Below are 18,501 nucleotides of genomic sequence, written 5' to 3' on the forward strand. Positions count from 1 at the left end.
TTTGCACCCAATTTTAAATAACTTTATGAATAAATTTGAACAATTAGGATTGAGTGAGTCGCTGCAGAGGGCGATTTTAGATCTAGGATTTGAAAGTCCGACGGAGGTGCAGGAAAAGGCGATTCCCCTATTATTGGCGCAAGATACAGATATGGTTGCGTTAGCACAAACAGGAACCGGAAAAACCGCAGCATTTGGTTTTCCATTGATCCAAAAAATTGATGCTAACAACAGAAATACACAAGCTTTGGTGTTGTCACCAACTCGCGAACTTTGTTTGCAAATTACAAACGAATTAAAAAATTATTCGAAGTACGAAAAAGGAATCAACGTAGTTGCCATTTACGGTGGCGCAAGCATTACAGAGCAAGCCAGAGAAATTAAAAGAGGTGCTCAAATTGTGGTAGCCACCCCAGGAAGAATGCAAGACATGATTAACAGAGGATTAGTGGATATTTCTCAAATTAGTCACTGTATTTTAGATGAAGCAGACGAAATGCTAAACATGGGTTTTTATGAAGATATTGTAAACATTTTGGCTACTTCTCCAGACGATAAAAATACCTGGTTATTTTCGGCAACGATGCCACAAGAAGTTGCCCGAATTGCAAAACAATTCATGGCAGAACCATTGGAAATCACCGTAGGAACCAAAAATTCTGGTTCTAAAACGGTGTCGCACGAATTTTATTTGGTAAATGCTAGAGACCGTTACGAAGCCTTAAAAAGATTGGCAGATGCTAACCCAGATATTTTCTCAGTAGTTTTTTGCCGAACCAAAAGAGACACACAAGCCGTTGCCGAAAAATTAATTGAAGACGGTTACAGTGCCGCAGCTTTACACGGAGATTTGTCACAAGCCCAAAGAGATGGCGTGATGAAATCTTTCCGAGGAAGACAAATTCAAATGTTAGTCGCCACTGATGTTGCCGCTCGTGGAATCGATGTGGACAATGTAACACACGTGATCAATTACCAACTTCCGGATGAGGTAGAAACTTATAACCACCGTTCAGGTAGAACAGGTCGTGCAGGAAAATTAGGAACTTCAATTGTTATTGTTACCAAAAGTGAATTGAGAAAAATTTCGGCAATTGAAAGAATCATCAAACAAAAATTTGAAGAAAAATCAATTCCTTCAGGCATTGAAATCTGCGAAATTCAGTTACTTCACTTGGCTAACAAAATCAAGGATACCGAAGTTGACCACGAGATTGACACCTATCTTCCTGCAATTACTGATGTACTGGAAGATCTAACTAAAGAAGAATTAATTAAAAAAATGGTTTCGGTAGAATTTAACCGTTTTATTAATTATTACAAAAAAACCCGCGATTTATCAACACAATCCGCTGGTGATAGAAGTGAAAGCAGAAACGAAAAAGCGGATTCTGGACAAGTACGTTATTTTGTAAACATCGGTTCAAGAGATGATTTTGATTGGATGTCTTTAAAAGATTTCCTAAAAGAAACCTTAGATTTAGGAAGAGATGACGTATTTAAAGTAGATGTAAAAGAAGGATTTTCTTTCTTTAATACTGATGCAGAACATACTGATAAAGTAATGGAAATCCTAAACGGAATGGTTCTCGAAGGAAGAAAAATTAACGTTGAAATTTCTAAAAATGACGGTGGCGGACGAAACAGTTCTAGACGTGATCATAACAATAGAGGAAGATCTGGCGAAAGAAGTGGCGGTTTCCGTGGTGAAAGAAGTGGAACTTCAAGACGAGAAGGTGGTTTTAGATCCGAAAGAAATTCGGGTTCTGAAAGAAATTCAAGACGAAGCGAAAGTTTCTCTAACGAAAGACCAAGACGTGAAGCAGGTTTTTCTGAAAGAACACCAAGACGTTCAGAAACCACACGCTCAAAAAGACCAAGAAGAAGCTAACACATTTAGTTAATTTTCTTATAAATCCTACTATTACTGCAAAATATCTTAAAGAGTTTTACTACTTTTAGCGCTTCATAATAAGCCAATGAGATATTTTGCAGTTTTCTTTTTCCTCCTCGTTTCTGGCATTGCCTTTGCCCAAAACGAAAAAGTTTCGGCAACTATAATTAATGACATTACCTTACTTCCTATTGCCGAGGTAAGTATTATCAACATCAACAAAGTAAAAGGAACAACCAGTAATGGCGTGGGTTACTTTGATATTGCTGCAGAAGTGAACGATACACTTCATATTTCTACCCTAGGTTACAAATCCATAAAAGTTAGGGTAACGAATGACTGGTTTAAAACTAAAAGCACCAAAATTAAAATGACCGAAAAAGCTTATGCTTTACCCGAAGTTGTAGTAAACCAATATCAGCTAACCGGTTATTTACAAATTGATTACAAAATTATTCCGCTTACGCAAAATACACGCTACAGCATTTCTGGTTTAAATCATGGCTACGAAGTTTCTAATAACGGAATCTCCCGCGTGATGGGATCGCTTTTTAACCCCGCAGATGCATTGCACAATTTCTTCGGAAAAAAACCTACCGAACTTAGAAGGTTAAAAGAAATGAAAAAAGACGATGCCGTGAAAAATGTTTTGGCCTCAAAATTTGATCGTGAAACCCTTGGAGCATTGTTAGGCGTTTCGCCAAAAGAAATCGCCGAAATCTTAGAACGATGTAACTATTCGGAAACATTTATCACTACTGCCAACGATTTGCAAATCATGGATGCCATCAACGAATGTTACGAAGAATACCGAATTTTAAAGGGCAAAAGATAATAGCGTTTTGCTATAAACTAAAAAAAATATTACCCAAAAGTCTCCAAATACCGCTGATTCACACTTTCGAAATTTTTTATCGAGGCTTTTGTCCATTGTAAACGCAAATTAAAAATTTCTTCCTCGGTCAATTTCCACTCAACATTAGATTTTCGCAACCTCGAAGTCAAATTTTGCAACACAATTGCTGCCGAAACCGAAATATTCAAGCTTTCGGTAAAACCCGCCATAGGAATTTTTAAAAACCCGTCAGCAGCATCCATAACTTCGCCGGACAAACCATGTCTTTCTGTTCCAAAAAAAATTGCCGACCGCTTGGTGATATCAAAATCATCTAAAAAACAAGAATCATTATGAGGCGTTGTTGCTATAATTTGATAACCTTCCGCTTTTATTTTGGCAATACAATCCGCATTAGAATTATATCTGTGAATATTGACCCATTTTTGAGCACCCATAGCAATTTCCGTGTCGATTTTTTTTCCAAATTTTTCCTCCACAACGTGTAAATTTTGCACTCCAAAAACCTCACAACTCCTCATCACCGCTGAAGTATTATGCAATTGATATACATCTTCAATTGCCACCGAAAAATGATTGGTCCTGTTTTGAAGCACTTTTAAAAATTTTTCTTTTCGGCTATCTGTAATAAAATCTTGTAAATAATTAAAATAATGAAGTTTATCAGTAAAATCTTTCATCAAAAAATGGTTTTTTGAAAAATGTTTATTAATTTGGTGAAACTAAATAAATAATATGACACAGGAAGACCTGCTACCACAAATTTACAAAAAAGACGACAGAGCTTTTACACTATTATACGATATGTATTCTAAAAGTCTCTATGCCGTAATCCACAACCTCATTAGCGATACTGAAGAAGCCGAAGACGCACTTCAGGAAACCTTTGTAAAAATCTGGAAAAACATCGATTCTTACAATGAAAGTAAAGGAAGGTTTTACACTTGGATTGTAAACATTGCCAGAAATACTGCAATTGACAAATTACGCTCTAAAGGTTTTAACAATAGCAGAAAAAACCTTTCCTCTGACAATTTCGTACATCTCTTAGACGACACCAACAAACTCACACAAAAAATCGATACAATAGGTATCAAAGAATTTATCAAAAAATTAAAACCAAAATGCATTCGCATTATTGATTTACTATTTTTTAAAGGTTACACACAACAGGAAGCGGCAGATGAACTTGAGATTCCATTAGGAACCGTAAAAACTCAAAACCGCACCTGCATTAATGATTTACGAAATTTTTTAGGAGTATAAATGAACAATCAAGAATACATAGAATCAGGATTACTTGAGCTTTACGTTTTCGGACTACTAGACGAAACGCAAACAGCCGAAATTTCCCGATTGTCACAAACCGAACCCCAAATTCAAGCCGAAATTGTGTCAATCGAAAAAGCCATCATCAACCTTTCCGAAAGCATGTCGCCGTTTTTATCTCATAAAAACTATGGTAAAATTCGCGAAGCATTGCTTATCAAGCATAAGGTTCACGACATTAAACCCAAAACCAACATTTTCAATTTTATCGGTTGGGCTGCAGCAGCCGCATTACTTATTGGCATTGGCGTTCAATACATTTCTCTGCAAAATAAAAACGAGCAAATCGAACAAATTACCGCCAATAACGAAAAAATCAATAACGAACTCATCCAATCCAAACTCGAAAATCAAACGAGCCAAACCGCTGTTGCCGTTTTGCGCGACACCGCAAATACCGTCGTAACCCTTGCCGGACAAGAAGTTTCGCCAAAATCTCAGGCCAAAATATATTGGAACAAACAATCCAAAACCGTTTATGTTGACGCGTCAAAATTACCAACTCCTCCAAAAGGCATGGAATACCAGGTTTGGTCGCTCAAGCTCGATCCTTTAACGCCAACAAGCATCGGAATGTTGCAAAAATTTGAAGAAAACGGAACCAAAATTTTCAAAGTCGAAAACGCCACCGAAGCACAAGCCTTCGGAATCACACTCGAACCAGCTGGCGGAAGCGCCACGCCAACACTCGAGCAATTATACACTTTAGGAAAAGCATAAAAATTTTTGGGAGCGAAACATCAGTGATTTTTAACAATCGTCCGTTCCCGCCATTTTCCAGAGATTCCGCTCCAAAAAAAGGAGCGGAATGCTCTTCCCTACTGTCGGGGCTAATTGAAAATCTTGAGGCATTTTTGGAAACTTTTGGCTAAAAAAAAACAACAAAACATGAAAAATTTAGTGGTACTTTCTGGAGCAGGAATCAGTGCCGAAAGTGGTATCAAAACCTTCCGCGATGCCGATGGATTGTGGGAAGGTCACAATGTAATGGAGGTAGCATCGCCTCAAGGCTGGAAAAAAAATCCGGAGTTAGTTTTAGACTTTTATAATCAAAGACGACGCCAACTCAAAACCGTCATTCCCAACGAAGCTCACAAGATTTTAGCGCAACTCCAACAATTTTTCAATGTCAAAATCATCACCCAAAACGTTGATGACTTACACGAACGCGCCGGAAGCCAAAACGTTTTACACCTTCATGGCGAATTACTCAAAGCCCGAAGCATCGCCAACGAAAATAAAATTTTAGATTGGCAAGACGATATTAAAATTAACGACAAAGACGAAAACGGTCACCAAATTCGGCCGCATATCGTATGGTTTGGCGAAATGGTTCCTGCTTTGCAAGAAGCCGCTGTTACCATGACTTCTGCCGATATTGTGATTATTATTGGAACTTCCATGCAAGTTTATCCTGCTGCCGGATTAATTGATTATGCTCCAACCAATATTCCGGTTTACTATATTGATTTGAATCCTGCAAAAATATACGGAAGCCAGCATCACATCGAAATTATTGCCAAAACTGCTTCTGCCGGAATGAAGGATTTGAAAGAAATTTTAATTCAAAAAAAATAATTTTCACCAAAATTCAACTCGAGAAAAAACAATCGTGCTGTTGCTTTTTCACTTCGCTGAGAAAAAGTATATTTGCTTTTTCAACATCACAACACCATGACTTTAACAGAACTGAATGCGATTTCTCCCATTGACGGCAGGTATCGTAACAAAACCAAATCACTTTCTCAATATTTTTCGGAAGAAGCCTTAATTCGATACCGCGTTTTGGTAGAAATCGAATATTTTATTTCACTATGCGAAATTCCCTTGCCACAATTAGCAAATGTTGACCATGGAACTTTCCCGGAAATGCGAAAAATTTACCAAAATTTTTCTGCAGAAGATGCCAATGCAATTAAAGAAATCGAAAAAACTACCAACCACGATGTCAAAGCGGTAGAATACTTTATTAAAAATGCTTTTGACAAACTCAACTTATCAGAACATAAAGAGTTTATTCACTTTGGATTGACTTCTCAAGATATCAATAATACAGCAATTCCACTTTCTACCAAAGAAGCTTTCGAAGAAGTTTATTTGAAATTATTAATTGAACTTACTGCCAAACTTAAAGAATTAAGCGTGGAATGGAAAGACATCCCAATGTTGGCAAGAACCCACGGACAACCGGCTTCTCCTACCCGTTTGGGCAAAGAAATTGGCGTTTTTGTAGAACGTTTGGAAGAGCAAATGCGTTTACTTTTCAACATTCCGTTTGCAGCGAAATTTGGAGGTGCTACCGGAAATTTTAATGCGCATGTTATTGCCTATAAAAATATTGATTGGAAAGATTTTGGAAATAATTTTGTTGAAAATAATTTGGGTTTAAAACATTCTTTTCCTACAACACAAATAGAACATTACGATCATTTTGCCGCTTTCTTTGATGCCTTAAAACGAATCAACACCATCATCATCGACTTAGACCGAGATATTTGGACGTATGTTTCGATGGATTATTTCAAACAAAAAATTAAAGAAGGCGAGGTAGGATCATCGGCAATGCCGCATAAAGTAAACCCAATTGATTTTGAAAATTCCGAAGGAAATTTAGGAATTGCCAATGCCATTTTCGAACATCTTTCGGCTAAATTACCCATTTCAAGGTTGCAACGTGATTTAACGGATTCTACCGTTTTGAGAAATATTGGTGTTCCATTCGGTCATACCATTATTGGTTTTGAAGCAACTTTAAAAGGCTTAAACAAATTGTTGCTTAATCGACAAAAATTTGAGGAAGATCTAGAAAAAAATTGGGCTGTTGTTGCCGAAGCCATTCAAACGATTTTGCGTAGAGAAGGTTACCCAAATCCTTACGAAGCGTTGAAAGGATTGACCAGAACCAATGAAGTAATGAACAAAAATACCATTCATGTTTTTATTGATACTTTAAATATTAGCGAGGAGATTAAAAATGAATTACGCTCAATTTCACCAAGTAACTATTTGGGAATTTAAATTGTAAGAAAAAAAATATAGCAATCCGTAAGTTTTTAATGACTTGCGGATTTTTTATTTTTGGCAAATCAATTTTTTTTCGGATATTTAACAAGCCGAGTTGTAACGACATTTATCGCAATACTTGGCATTAGCCCGTCCCGAAGTTTCGGGAGAAGCAAATAGCCCGGAATTTTTTAATTTATTTTTTTGCCGACTCAAAACAGCGACTAACGGCCCCGAATGCTCGAGACGTTTTGGGGAGTTGCAGAAAAAATTTAAAAACAAGAATTTGTAGCAGAAAGCGGGAAATAGCTCCAAAGCGTGAACTTGCCAAGTAAAAAGCACCAGTTGAAAATATAAATTATGCCGAAAAAAATTTTAATTCTTTTTGCTCATCCTTTGTTTGAAAAATCTTTAGCAAACAAAATTTTGGTAGATCATATCCCTGATAACGTGGATATAACGTTTCATGACTTATATGAAAGATACCCGGAATTTGACATTGATGTCCAACGCGAACAGAATTTATTGGCGGGTCATGATATAATTATTTGGCAACATCCAATGTTTTGGTATGGTTGTCCACCGCTTTTAAAACAATGGATTGATATGGTGTTAGAACATGGCTGGGCTTATGGAAGTCAAGGAAATGCCTTGAAGGGTAAAATTATTTTTCAGGTAATTACTACTGGTGGAAAGAAGGAAAATTATAGCAAAACGGGACGTGACCATTTTACAATTCCAGAACTTTTACAACCATTTTGTCAAACGGCTGAGGTATGTAAAATGAAATATTTACCACCTTTTGTGGTGCACGGAACTTTTAAAATCACGCGGGACAAATGTGAGGAATTTGGGGTATCATATAAAAAGTTATTGAACTTTTTATTGGAAAATGAGTTGGATATGAATGTTATTAGCGAGCATTTTTATTTAAACGACTTTATAAAAAAAGAATTGTAAATCTGCGAAAACAAACTGACTATATATGGAAACTAATTTTTTTCTTCAAGCTATTGTGTATTTAACTGCAGCAGTAGTTTGCGTTCCGGTAGCAAAAAAAATGGGATTGAGTTCAGTGTTGGGTTATTTGTTTTCGGGAATTATCATTGGGCCTTTTTTATTGGGATTTATTGGAAGTGAGGGTCAAGATTTGATGCATTTTGCAGAGTTCGGGGTGGTGATGATGTTGTTTTTAATTGGTTTAGAGTTAGACCCTTACAAGTTTTGGCGAATGCGAAAATTTATTTTGGGTATGGGCTCAATTCAGATGGTTGCCACTACTGCAATTATTTTTATTTGTAGCTCCATAATATTTGACTGGAATTGGCAAACGGCTTTATCAATCTCGTTAGCTTTATCTCTTTCATCTACTGCAATTGTTTTGCAGACACTTAAAGAAAAAGGGCTTTCTCAAACTTCTGTAGGAAGATCATCGTTTGCAGTATTATTGTTTCAGGATATTGCTGTAATTCCAATTTTAGCAATAATTCCCATATTAGCAACAGGGCAAAATGTGATTCCTACGGAAGATGTGGATAAAAGTATTATTTCGGAATTTGACGGATGGCTGCAAACGTTAATTGTGACTGGTAGTATTGCCGCCATTTATTTTATTGGAAAATATATAATTGTGCCATTGTTACATGTAATTGCTCGTACAAGATTACAAGAACTTTTTACAGCTTCGGCATTATTATTAGTTTTATCAGTCTCTTACTTGATGCAATTAGTGGGGTTAAGTCCTGCATTAGGAGCTTTTATGGCTGGAGTGGTTTTAGCTAACTCCGAATTTAGGCATGAACTTGAAGGCGATATTGCACCATTTAAAGGGTTGCTACTGGGTTTATTTTTTATAGGTGTTGGAGCTTCCATTAATTTTCAGTTAATTATCGATGATCCGGCATTTATATTGATATTCGGATTTATCTTAACGATGGTAAAGTTTTTTGTTTTTCTTTTTATTGGAAAAATTTACAAGAAAAAGATTGACCAAAATTTTCTTTTTTCAATTGGGTTAAGTCAAGCTGGAGAATTTGGTTTTGTAATCATGAGTTTTTCGATGAAACTCAACATTATTCCAAATATTCTTGGTAATGAAATTATGGCTATCATTGCCATTAGTATGATTGCTACGCCATTTTTGTTGTTAATTAATGAAAGGTTAATTGATCCTTATTTTGGAGTGACTGAAAAAAAACAAGAAAATTTTGATGACATCAATGAAACCAATGATGTAATTATTGCAGGATTTGGAAACTTTGGAAGTACTATTGGTCGTTTATTAAAAACAAACGGAATTGCAGCTACGGTTCTTGATATGGATTCTGACAGAGTTGATTCGCTGCGCAAAATGGGCTTTAAAGTATATTATGGTGATGCTACCCGACTTGAACTATTAAAAGCGGCTGGATGTGAAAACGCAAAATTATTTATTGCTGCAATTGATAATCCTACTGTAAATTTAATTGTAATAGAATTATTAAAAAAACACTTTCCCCATTTAAAAATTTTGGCAAGAGCTAAAAACAGGAATGATGCTTTTGAACAAATTGATATTGGTTTAAAAAATATTTACCGCGAAAATCTTTATAGTGCGGTTCATCTTGGCGTTGATGCGTTAGTTTATATGGGGCAAAGGCGATATACCGCAACAAGACAAGGACAGCGATTTATAAAGTATGATGAAGATGCTACCTTTAGATTGGCACAAAAACGCCATGATAAAAAAGCATTTATGGTTTCGGCATTAGAAGAAATTGAACTGCAAGAACAGCTTTTAAAAAGTGATCTTTTTAATTTTGATGGCGCTCGTGATCATGCTTGGGACAGCGAATCTTTCAAAAAAGAAATGCCGGAATAAAAAAACCGAAGTTTAAAAACTTCGGTTTTTGTACATTTTATCTGGAGTAGTTAGGTGCTTCCTTGGTAATCGTAACATTGTGTGGATGACTTTCACCAATTCCGCTGGAAGTAATTCGTACAAAACGTCCGGTTTCTTGAAGGGTTTTGATATCTTTTGAACCACAATAACCCATTCCAGCACGAAGTCCTCCTATAAATTGAAGCATGCTTTCGAACAATTCGCCTTTGTAAGGAACGCGACCTACAATTCCTTCAGGAACTAATTTTTTAATATCATCTTCAACATCTTGAAAATAGCGGTCTTTTGAACCCTCTTGCATGGCTTCAACAGAACCCATTCCGCGGTACGATTTGAATTTTCTTCCTTCAAAAATAATGGTTTCACCCGGAGATTCTTTTGTTCCTGCTAAGAGTGAACCTAACATTACGCAATCAGCTCCAGCAGCAATTGCTTTGGGAATATCGCCTGTATAACGAATTCCACCATCAGCAATTACAGGAATTCCCGAACCTTTGATAGCAGCGGCAACTTCTAAAACAGCAGAAAATTGGGGAAACCCAACTCCTGCAACTACTCTTGTTGTACAAATTGATCCAGGTCCAATTCCCACCTTTACGCCATCCGCACCATTTTCTACCAAATATCTTGCGGCTTCGGCTGTGGCAATATTTCCTACAATGACATCGAGTTCAGGAAAATTTTTCTTGACTTCTTTTAAAACATCCACCACACCTTTTGTATGACCGTGAGCCGTATCGATAATTACAGCATCAACACCAGCATTTACTAAGGATTCTGCACGTTTTACAGCATCTGCGGTAACGCCAATTGCAGCCGCAACTCGCAGGCGACCAAATTTATCTTTATTGGCAATTGGTTTTTGCGTAAGCTTTGTGATATCTCTAAAAGTTATTAACCCAACTAATTGAAAATCAGTATTTACTACTGGAAGCTTCTCAATTTTATTTTCTTGCAAAATACCTTCGGCAACATCGAGAGTGGTACCTTCTCCTGCGGTAACAAGATTTTGAGTAGTCATCACTTCTTGGATGGACCGTACATTATTTTTTTCGAAACGAAGATCACGGTTGGTTACAATTCCTTTTAAAATTTTATTTTCGTCCACCACCGGAATTCCACCAATACTAAATTCTTTCATGGCTTGTTTGGCATCACCAACGGTAGCATTCATCGGCAAAGTTACCGGATCGATAATCATTCCGGATTCTGCTCTTTTTACACGTCGAACCTCAGTCGCTTGTTGCTCGATTGTCATGTTTTTGTGCAAAACGCCAATGCCGCCTTCGCGAGCCATAGCAATTGCCATCGCACTTTCGGTAACGGTATCCATTGCTGCAGAAACGATGGGAACGTTGAGCGAAATATTTTTAGAAAATTTAGATTTGATGCTAACTTCGCGCGGTAAAATTTCGGAGTAATTAGGAATCAGCAAGACATCGTCGTAGGTTAATCCTTCGCCGACAATTTTAGTTGTGTGTGCTTTCATTGTCGCAATTTGTAGTTAAATTGCGTGCAAATATAGCTAAATAATGACAAAAAAGAAAGTAGGAATTGATAAAAAATTATGGTTGTGCTTGCTGAAACGAAATAATAAATTCGGTTCCTTTTTCAGCATCTACCGAGACATTAAATTTGCCGTTATTGTCTATTAAAAATTGTTTCACTAATAACAATCCTAGACCTGTACCTTCTTCATGATCAGTTCCTTTTTCGGAAAGCATTCGTTTATCAAAATTTAAAATTTCTGCAACTTTAGTGTCAGACAAGCCTTTCCCTGAATTGAGAATGTGCACATTAATAAGTGATTGATCTTTAGTGAAATAAATTTCAATATTACCTTTTAAAGGTGTAAATTTTATTGCGTTAGAAAACAAATTATTTAAAATCACTTGAACATGCCCTTTATCAGCATAAATTTTAAAAACATTGGTAGGTTTTTTTAGCGAAATTGTTATTTCTTTAGCGTTAGCAGAAATTTGAAAAGCAGCTAATGAATCATTGATAACTTTTACGATATTGATGTTTTCTGGAGTAGTTTTTGCGCCTTCAAGTTGTGTCATGGACCATTGCAACAAATTATTCATCATTGTCGATGTTCCATTCACTTGAGTCACTAACATGGAAGCAATTTCTTTAAGTTCTTCACTTGAAATATCACCTTCATCAATCATTTTTAGCACTTGCTGTATTGAATGAATTGGCGCTTTCATATCATGCGAGAAGATGGAAAACAATCTATTTTTAGTTTGGTTAACTTCACTTAAAATTTGGTTTTGTTCCGAAATTAAAGCCTTTTGGTTTTCAATATCTATATTTTTTTGTTCTAATTCTAAATATAAACTTTCTTTTTGCTTGCTATTTTTTTTATGTTGGTAAATAATAGTTAGTAAATACAACATAAAAAGAATGATTGAAATAGAAAATATTCTAATGTTATTTAGTTTTTGTTTTGACGATTCGTTTTTTAAAAGTAATTGTTCGTTTTCGACCTCACTTTTCTTGAGTTGAATCATGTTTATTTCCTTAACTTTTTCCTCGTTGTAAAGTGAATCTTTATAAATCAAACTTGTTTTTAGATAATTAAAAGCCAAATCGTCATTGCTTTTTTGATGATAAATCTCGGCTAAAATTGCTGCTGAACGTACAATATCCCATTTTGCATTGAGTTTTTTGGCGTATTTGTAACCTTCTACACCAAATTGTTCTGCCTCCGAAACATTCCCTTTTTCAAGCAAAACTTCTGCCATACCTGTCATAGCAAAAGATTTTTCCCACAAGTTTGTTTCAGGTTGTGTGATAACCTTTTGGTAATAATATAATGCTGAATCTTTGTTCCCCAATAGCGAATGAACATTCCCTAACCTATTGATATTCATTATGTAAATATCTTCAAAATTATATTTTTGGGAAATTGCATTAGCTCTTTGAAAATTTTTATAAGCGTCTTGATTTTGATTCAGTTCACTTTGTGAGATTCCAATATTAAAGTGATTTTTGGCAACCATCAAATGGTCATTTAAGCCTTTAGAAATTGTAAGTGATTTTTTAAATAACTCAATTGCTTCAAGATTATGGCCTAAACCTTGTTGTACCAAACCTTGACCTAAAAGACTTTTTGCGATACCTTTTTTGTTGTTTTCTTTTTCGTAGATGGTAAATGCTTGAAGGTATTTTGCGATAGCGATATCATAAAATCCAGTAATATAATTTCCGGTTGCTTCATAGTACAAAACATCAGCTTTTAAGAGCTGATCAGAAGATTGATTACTAATCTTTTCTGCTTTCCTAATGAAATTTTCCGCTTTCTTATAATCGTTATAAAAATAGATTTTGGATTGTTCGAGGTAATAATTTACGGAATCCCGCTGTATATCAAGGGAAGTTGCATTGACTTTGGTAAAAGCCAAAAGTAAAATGATACAGAAATGTAATATAGATTGGGGCAAACTATATGTTTTTGAAAATTAGATATTTACTGAAGGGTGGTACTCAATAAATTGTAGCCAAAAATATAAAAAATTAATGATAAAATGTAAAAATTTTTGTGGCTTCATTATAAGCGCTTTCAAAACTCATTGGGCTTGTATGAGTGGTTATTTTTTGGGTAGCAAAGTATGACAACATTTTCTCGGTAGGCATGTTCCCGGTTAAATCATCTTTTGCCATCGGGCAACCACCAAAACCTTGAATGGCACCGTCAAATCTGCGACATCCGGCTTTGAAAGCAGCATCAATTTTTTCGAACCATTTGTCTGGTGTGGTATGCAAATGCGCTCCAAACTCAATGTGAGGATATTTTAAAATTAAATTTGAAAATAAGTAATCAATTACCTCTGGAGTTGAAGAACCAACTGTGTCACTTAATGATAAAATTTTTACGCCAAAACCTGCTAATTTTTCGGTCCATTCCCCTACGATTTCCACGTTCCACGGATCGCCATACGGATTTCCAAAACCCATGGAAAGGTACGCCACCACTTCTTTAGATGATTTATCGGCAATTTCTAAAATTTCTTGCAAAGTGATAATTGATTCAGCAATGGTTTTATGGGTATTTCGCATTTGAAAATTTTCGGAAATAGAAAACGGATAACCTAAATATTGAATTTGCGAATATTGTGCAGCAATTTCGGCACCTTTTGTATTAGCAATGATAGCAAGAAGTTTGCTTCGTGTTTTAGACAAATCAAGTTGTGCCAAAACTGCAGCACTATCTGTCATTTGCGGAATTGCTTTTGGCGATACAAAACTTCCAAAATCTAAAGTATCGAAACCCACGCGTAAGAGTGATTGTAGGTAATCAATTTTTTTTTCAGTAGGAATAAATGTTTTGATTCCTTGCATAGCATCACGAGGACACTCGATAATTTTTACTTCTTCCATAGAAATTCAAAGGTAGAAAAAGAAAACTTTTTTACGAAATCGTTTTTTTTATTTTTAAAACAAATCATTTTACTAATTATTACATAAAAACGTAATAATTCACATTATTACATAAAAGCGTAATAATTAGCTTTATTACATAAAAACGTAATAATTAAAAATATCTACGTATATTCGTATTAATACTTTTTTGAAAATTATATGACAGCAATAATTTTGGGCGACATCATTAAGTCACGAAAAAATAAATCCGCTTGGCTTGAGGGATTAAAATCATTGCTCAACCAATACGGAAAATCGCCTATTAACTGGGAAATTTTTAGAGGCGATCAGTTTCAGGTTGAGGTTAAACCCGAAGAGGCTCTTTTTGTAGCGATTAGAATTAAATCGTTTTTACGAAGCATAAAATGTGATGCCAGAATGAGTATTGGTTTGGGCGAAAAAAGTTTCAAAGCCAAAAAAATCTCCGAAAGTAATGGAACCGCGTTTATCAATTCCGGAGAAACTTTTGAAACGTTAAAAAAAGAGCGGAAAACTTTAGCCATTACTTCTGCTGATGAAAACTGGAACATAGAAATGAATCTTTTACTACGTTTTGCTACAACTATTATGGACAATTGGCCTTCTCAAACCGCCGAATTTGTGATTTTTGCATTAGAAAATCCACAACTTTCACAAGAAAAAATTGGCGAAAAATTAGCAATTAATCAAGCAGCTGTTAGCAGAAGGAAATCACGCGCTCAATTTGATCTCATCATGGATTTAAATGATTTTTACCAAGAAAAATTAAAAAATTTATAACGAAAATGGTTTTTATACAATTATTGATTGCGCATTTTGTTGGTGATTTTTTATTACAACCCAATTCGTGGATTAAGCACAAAATAGCGCATAAAGAAAAAAGCATTTACCTGATTATACATTGCATATTACACGGAATGCTTAGCTTTTTATGGGTTTTTGATACCAAATTCATTCCGTATGCTTTTGCAATTATCGTATTACATTTTATCATTGATGTCAGCAAACTTCGGTTTCAAACGCCTAAATCAGCAAGACTTTGGTTTTTTCTCGACCAATTTTTTCACCTGATTGTTTTGGCGGCTGTGACTTATTTTTACAGCCAAATTAATCTAAATGAAATTTTTATCAACTACAAAAAATTGTGGATTATTATTTTAGGAATTGTATTTTTAAGCAAACCTACTTCATTAATAATCAAAACATTAATTTCTATTTGGACACCAGAAGAAGCAGACAAATCCGGGCATTCATTACAAAGTGCTGGAAATTATATTGGCATTTTAGAACGCTGGTTTATCTTGTGTTTTATTCTCACAGGTCATTTCGAAGCAGTAGGATTTTTACTTGGCGCAAAATCAATTTTCAGGTTTGGCGATTTAAGAATGGCACGCGACAGAAAACTAACAGAATACGTGTTAATTGGAACACTTTTAAGTTTTGGGATTGCAATAGGTGTATCGCTGTTAACGCAAACGTTGCTCCAAAATTTTTCGGTTTATTTTCTTGATTAAACTTGGTCCCTCGTAAATAAAACCAGTGTACAATTGCACCAAACTCGCGCCAGCATTGAGTTTTTCAATGGCGTCTTCCGCAGAATGAATTCCTCCTACTCCAATAATTGGAAACGCTTTATTGCTTTTTTCCGATAAAAAACGGATGACTTCGGTAGAACGTTTTGTCAAAGGTTTTCCTGATAATCCCCCCATTTCTACCTGATTTGGAGATTGTAAACCTTCACGAGAAATCGTTGTATTTGTGGCAATTACACCTGCAATTTTAGTTTCGGCAACAATATCGATAATGTCTAAAAGTTGTTCGTCAGTTAAATCTGGAGCAATTTTTAGCAAAATGGGTTTTGGTTTGGCTTTCGCCGAATTTTTATTTTGCAATGTTTGAAGCAATTGCGTTAACGGCTCCTTGTCTTGTAACGCCCGAAGATTTGGCGTATTTGGCGAACTCACATTCACAACAAAATAATCAACGTAATCAAACAAGGCTTCGAAGCAAATTTCATAATCCGAAGCTGCATTTTCATTTTCGGTAACTTTATTTTTACCAATATTTCCACCAATTAAAACGTTTTTATTTTTTTTCAAACGTTCTGCTGCGGCAAAAACACCACCGTTATTAAAACCCATGCGGTTAATGATGGCCGAATCTTCTTTTAAGCGAAATAATCTTTTTTTAGGATTTCCTTCTTGTGGTTTGGGTGTCAAAGTACCTATTTCAATAAAACCAAAACCAAGATTTGATAATTCTTTGTACAACTTCGCGTCTTTGTCAAAACCAGCGGCAAGACCAACGGGATTTTTGAATTTCAGTCCAAAAACTTCTGTTTCTAAACTTTTGTGTTTTACTTCGTAAAGTGAGTTAAAAACACTTGAAAATCCTGGAATTTTATTTAAAAATCGAAGTGATGAAAAAGTAAAATAATGAATTTTTTCCGGATCAGACTGAAACAGAATCGGGCGAATGATAGACTTGTACATGTTGTGTTGTTGTTTGTGCAAAAATAGGTAATTTGAATTTATTTTTAAGGGGAAAAGATGGAAAGGAAATTGAAAATGGTAGTGTCATTTGATAGTATCATTTTGTAAGAACTACTTTTTTATTGACACTTTGGTTTTAGCCCTGATTGAAGCGGAAATCCTTGCGGAAGCAAAATCTATTTTTTCCCGCCAAAAAAGAGCGACGCGAGGAGCTCCTTTTTTGGCGTTGGAAAAAAAGATTTTGCGAGGCTAGATTGTAGCGAAAAGCAGGAAATAGCTCCTAAAAATGCAATAAAAAAGCAGGATTTCGGCAGAAAAAAACAAAAAAATTGTAACTTCGCCACTCTAATTTTTATACTGAATTTATGCAACATATTATTGACCGTTTTATTAGTTATGTAACTGTTGATACGGAATCTGACCCGAATTCTGACACGACCCCAAGTACTGAAAAACAATGGGATTTGGCGAATCAACTGGTGGAAGAACTGAAAAAAATTGGCTTGCAAGACGTGACAATTGATGAAAATGCTTACATCATGGCGACGCTTCCGAGCAATGTGGATCATGAGGTTCCTACGATTGGATTTGTGTCGCATTTTGACACAACGCCTGATTTTACTGGTGCTAACGTAAAGCCACAAATTTGGGAAAATTATGATGGCGAAGATATTATTTTGAACAAAGAACAAAATATTGTGCTTTCTCCAAAATATTTTGAGGATTTGTTGCTGTACAAAGGGCAGACGATTATTACCACTGACGGGACAACGCTTTTGGGTGCCGATGATAAAGCGGGAATTACGGAGATTGTGACGGCAATGGAATTTTTGATTAACAACCCCGAAATTAAACACGGAAAAATTAGAATTGGGTTTACGCCAGATGAAGAAATTGGTCGTGGGGCTCATAAATTTGACGTGGAAAAATTTGGCGCAGATTGGGCTTATACTATGGACGGAAGCCAGATTGGCGAATTGGAATACGAAAATTTTAATGCGGCTGGCGCCAAAATTACTTTTAAAGGAAAAAGCGTGCATCCGGGTTATGCCAAAGGCAAAATGATCAACTCGATGTTGATTGCCAATAAATTTATTTCGAAGTTACCTAAGAACGAAGTTCCGGAAAAAACTAAGGATTACGACGGTTTTTTTCATGTTCATCATTTGAACGGTTCGATTGAAGAAACGGTTTTGGAATTAATTATTCGCGATCATGACAAGAAAAAGTTTAAAAAGCGTAAAAAGTTGATTAAAAAAATCACCAAGAAAATAAACAAAAAATTCGCAAAACAATTTGGTGGAGATATTGCTGTTGCTGAAATTAAAGACCAATATTTCAACATGAAAGAAAAGGTAGAACCGGTGATGCACATTGTAGATATTGCCGAAAAAGCAATGCGCGAGTTGGGAATTGAACCGATTATCAAGCCGATTAGAGGTGGAACTGACGGTTCGCAATTATCATACATGGGATTGCCTTGCCCGAATATTTTTGCGGGTGGTCATAATTTTCATGGAAAATATGAGTATGTTCCAGTGGAAAGCATGCAAAAAGCGGTAGAAGTGATTGTAAAAATTGCTGAATTGACTGCTGAGAAAAAATAATTTTTGCACTGAGTAATTTAAAGAAAGGATTT

The 18,501-nt window shown here is 35.5% G+C and carries 16 protein-coding genes; 11 read left to right on the plus strand and 5 right to left on the minus strand.

From position 1 onward, the window contains the following. Nucleotides 1-25 precede the first annotated feature (25 nt). Together GV828_RS02230 and GV828_RS02235 are read left to right on the plus strand one after the other, a co-directional pair. Nucleotides 26-1,891 (plus strand): DEAD/DEAH box helicase, encoded by a 1,866-nt coding sequence (locus GV828_RS02230; protein ID WP_166535839.1) that lies wholly within the window; start codon nucleotides 26-28, stop codon nucleotides 1,889-1,891. An 88-nt stretch (nucleotides 1,892-1,979) separates the two neighbouring features. Then, entirely contained in the window at nucleotides 1,980-2,729 is a 750-nt protein-coding gene (locus tag GV828_RS02235; RefSeq protein WP_166535840.1) for a carboxypeptidase-like regulatory domain-containing protein, read from the plus strand. 29 nt (nucleotides 2,730-2,758) lie between these two features. Here the strand turns inward: GV828_RS02235 and GV828_RS02240 are convergent, their stop codons facing one another. Further along, entirely contained in the window at nucleotides 2,759-3,430 is a 672-nt protein-coding gene (locus GV828_RS02240; protein ID WP_166535841.1) for a TrmH family RNA methyltransferase, read from the minus strand. Nucleotides 3,431-3,485: 55 nt separating this feature from the next. Between GV828_RS02240 and GV828_RS02245 the strand changes: the two genes are divergently transcribed. The 6 genes from GV828_RS02245 to GV828_RS02270 all read left to right on the plus strand — a co-directional run bounded on the left by GV828_RS02245 (nucleotide 3,486) and on the right by GV828_RS02270 (nucleotide 9,942). Then, nucleotides 3,486-4,016, plus strand: coding sequence for an RNA polymerase sigma factor (locus tag GV828_RS02245; protein WP_166535842.1), 531 nt, complete (start codon nucleotides 3,486-3,488; stop codon nucleotides 4,014-4,016). Further along, on the plus strand, nucleotides 4,017-4,799 hold the full coding sequence (locus tag GV828_RS02250; RefSeq protein WP_166535843.1) for an anti-sigma factor: 783 nt from the start codon (nucleotides 4,017-4,019) through the stop codon (nucleotides 4,797-4,799). Nucleotides 4,800-4,967: 168 nt separating this feature from the next. After that, complete coding sequence (locus GV828_RS02255; protein WP_166535844.1) at nucleotides 4,968-5,657, plus strand: SIR2 family NAD-dependent protein deacylase; 690 nt, start codon at nucleotides 4,968-4,970, stop codon at nucleotides 5,655-5,657. A 96-nt stretch (nucleotides 5,658-5,753) separates the two neighbouring features. After that, the gene (gene purB, locus GV828_RS02260; RefSeq protein WP_166535845.1) at nucleotides 5,754-7,097 is read left to right on the plus strand and encodes an adenylosuccinate lyase; all 1,344 of its coding nucleotides are present in this window, start codon (nucleotides 5,754-5,756) and stop codon (nucleotides 7,095-7,097) included. A gap of 345 nt (nucleotides 7,098-7,442) precedes the next feature. Next, nucleotides 7,443-8,042: an NAD(P)H-dependent oxidoreductase gene (locus GV828_RS02265; protein ID WP_166535846.1), complete on the plus strand. Its 600-nt coding sequence runs from the start codon at nucleotides 7,443-7,445 to the stop codon at nucleotides 8,040-8,042. A gap of 25 nt (nucleotides 8,043-8,067) precedes the next feature. Further along, on the plus strand, nucleotides 8,068-9,942 hold the full coding sequence (locus GV828_RS02270) for a monovalent cation:proton antiporter-2 (CPA2) family protein (protein WP_166535847.1): 1,875 nt from the start codon (nucleotides 8,068-8,070) through the stop codon (nucleotides 9,940-9,942). A gap of 37 nt (nucleotides 9,943-9,979) precedes the next feature. On the opposite strand, the gene guaB is transcribed toward GV828_RS02270, so the two are convergent. From guaB to GV828_RS02285, 3 genes are all read right to left on the minus strand, one after another. After that, entirely contained in the window at nucleotides 9,980-11,452 is a 1,473-nt protein-coding gene (gene guaB, locus GV828_RS02275) for an IMP dehydrogenase (protein WP_166535848.1), read from the minus strand. A 76-nt stretch (nucleotides 11,453-11,528) separates the two neighbouring features. Beyond that, nucleotides 11,529-13,412, minus strand: a complete 1,884-nt coding sequence (locus GV828_RS02280; protein ID WP_166535849.1) for an ATP-binding protein — start codon at nucleotides 13,410-13,412, stop codon at nucleotides 11,529-11,531. Nucleotides 13,413-13,485: 73 nt separating this feature from the next. Beyond that, complete coding sequence (locus GV828_RS02285) at nucleotides 13,486-14,349, minus strand: beta/alpha barrel domain-containing protein (RefSeq protein ID WP_166535850.1); 864 nt, start codon at nucleotides 14,347-14,349, stop codon at nucleotides 13,486-13,488. A gap of 201 nt (nucleotides 14,350-14,550) precedes the next feature. Here GV828_RS02285 and GV828_RS02290 point away from each other — a divergent pair, with 201 nt between their 5' ends. Together GV828_RS02290 and GV828_RS02295 are read left to right on the plus strand one after the other, a co-directional pair. Further along, complete coding sequence (locus GV828_RS02290) at nucleotides 14,551-15,150, plus strand: SatD family protein (protein ID WP_166535851.1); 600 nt, start codon at nucleotides 14,551-14,553, stop codon at nucleotides 15,148-15,150. A 5-nt stretch (nucleotides 15,151-15,155) separates the two neighbouring features. Continuing rightward, nucleotides 15,156-15,884, plus strand: a complete 729-nt coding sequence (locus GV828_RS02295) for a DUF3307 domain-containing protein (RefSeq protein ID WP_166535852.1) — start codon at nucleotides 15,156-15,158, stop codon at nucleotides 15,882-15,884. Here the strand turns inward: GV828_RS02295 and GV828_RS02300 are convergent. Further along, nucleotides 15,837-16,862 carry a quinone-dependent dihydroorotate dehydrogenase gene (locus GV828_RS02300; RefSeq protein WP_166535853.1) on the minus strand — a complete coding sequence of 342 codons (1,026 nt, stop codon included), beginning with the start codon at nucleotides 16,860-16,862 and terminating at the stop codon, nucleotides 15,837-15,839. The genes GV828_RS02295 and GV828_RS02300 overlap by 48 nt on opposite strands. Nucleotides 16,863-17,227: 365 nt before the next feature. Here GV828_RS02300 and pepT point away from each other — a divergent pair, with 365 nt between their 5' ends. After that, nucleotides 17,228-18,469 (plus strand): peptidase T, encoded by a 1,242-nt coding sequence (gene pepT, locus GV828_RS02305; RefSeq protein WP_166535854.1) that lies wholly within the window; start codon nucleotides 17,228-17,230, stop codon nucleotides 18,467-18,469. The last annotated feature ends 32 nt before the right edge of the window (nucleotides 18,470-18,501 follow it).

The organism is Flavobacterium ichthyis, from assembly GCF_009915155.1.
Taxonomy (GTDB): Bacteria; Bacteroidota; Bacteroidia; order Flavobacteriales; family Flavobacteriaceae; genus Flavobacterium; species Flavobacterium ichthyis.

Bases quoted from the DNA above. Each gene is read 5' to 3' on its own strand.
- GV828_RS02270 (WP_166535847.1), top strand. From the start codon at position 8,068: ATGGAAACTAATTTTTTTCTTCAAGCTATTGTGTATTTAACTGCAGCA.
- GV828_RS02265 (WP_166535846.1), top strand. From the start codon at position 7,443: ATGCCGAAAAAAATTTTAATTCTTTTTGCTCATCCTTTGTTTGAAAAA.
- GV828_RS02250 (WP_166535843.1), top strand. From the start codon at position 4,017: ATGAACAATCAAGAATACATAGAATCAGGATTACTTGAGCTTTACGTT.
- purB (WP_166535845.1), top strand. From the start codon at position 5,754: ATGACTTTAACAGAACTGAATGCGATTTCTCCCATTGACGGCAGGTAT.
- GV828_RS02290 (WP_166535851.1), top strand. From the start codon at position 14,551: ATGACAGCAATAATTTTGGGCGACATCATTAAGTCACGAAAAAATAAA.
- GV828_RS02300 (WP_166535853.1), bottom strand. From the start codon at position 16,862: ATGTACAAGTCTATCATTCGCCCGATTCTGTTTCAGTCTGATCCGGAA.
- GV828_RS02240 (WP_166535841.1), bottom strand. From the start codon at position 3,430: ATGAAAGATTTTACTGATAAACTTCATTATTTTAATTATTTACAAGAT.
- GV828_RS02295 (WP_166535852.1), top strand. From the start codon at position 15,156: ATGGTTTTTATACAATTATTGATTGCGCATTTTGTTGGTGATTTTTTA.
- GV828_RS02245 (WP_166535842.1), top strand. From the start codon at position 3,486: ATGACACAGGAAGACCTGCTACCACAAATTTACAAAAAAGACGACAGA.
- pepT (WP_166535854.1), top strand. From the start codon at position 17,228: ATGCAACATATTATTGACCGTTTTATTAGTTATGTAACTGTTGATACG.
- GV828_RS02235 (WP_166535840.1), top strand. From the start codon at position 1,980: ATGAGATATTTTGCAGTTTTCTTTTTCCTCCTCGTTTCTGGCATTGCC.
- GV828_RS02285 (WP_166535850.1), bottom strand. From the start codon at position 14,349: ATGGAAGAAGTAAAAATTATCGAGTGTCCTCGTGATGCTATGCAAGGA.
- GV828_RS02230 (WP_166535839.1), top strand. From the start codon at position 26: ATGAATAAATTTGAACAATTAGGATTGAGTGAGTCGCTGCAGAGGGCG.
- guaB (WP_166535848.1), bottom strand. From the start codon at position 11,452: ATGAAAGCACACACAACTAAAATTGTCGGCGAAGGATTAACCTACGAC.
- GV828_RS02255 (WP_166535844.1), top strand. From the start codon at position 4,968: ATGAAAAATTTAGTGGTACTTTCTGGAGCAGGAATCAGTGCCGAAAGT.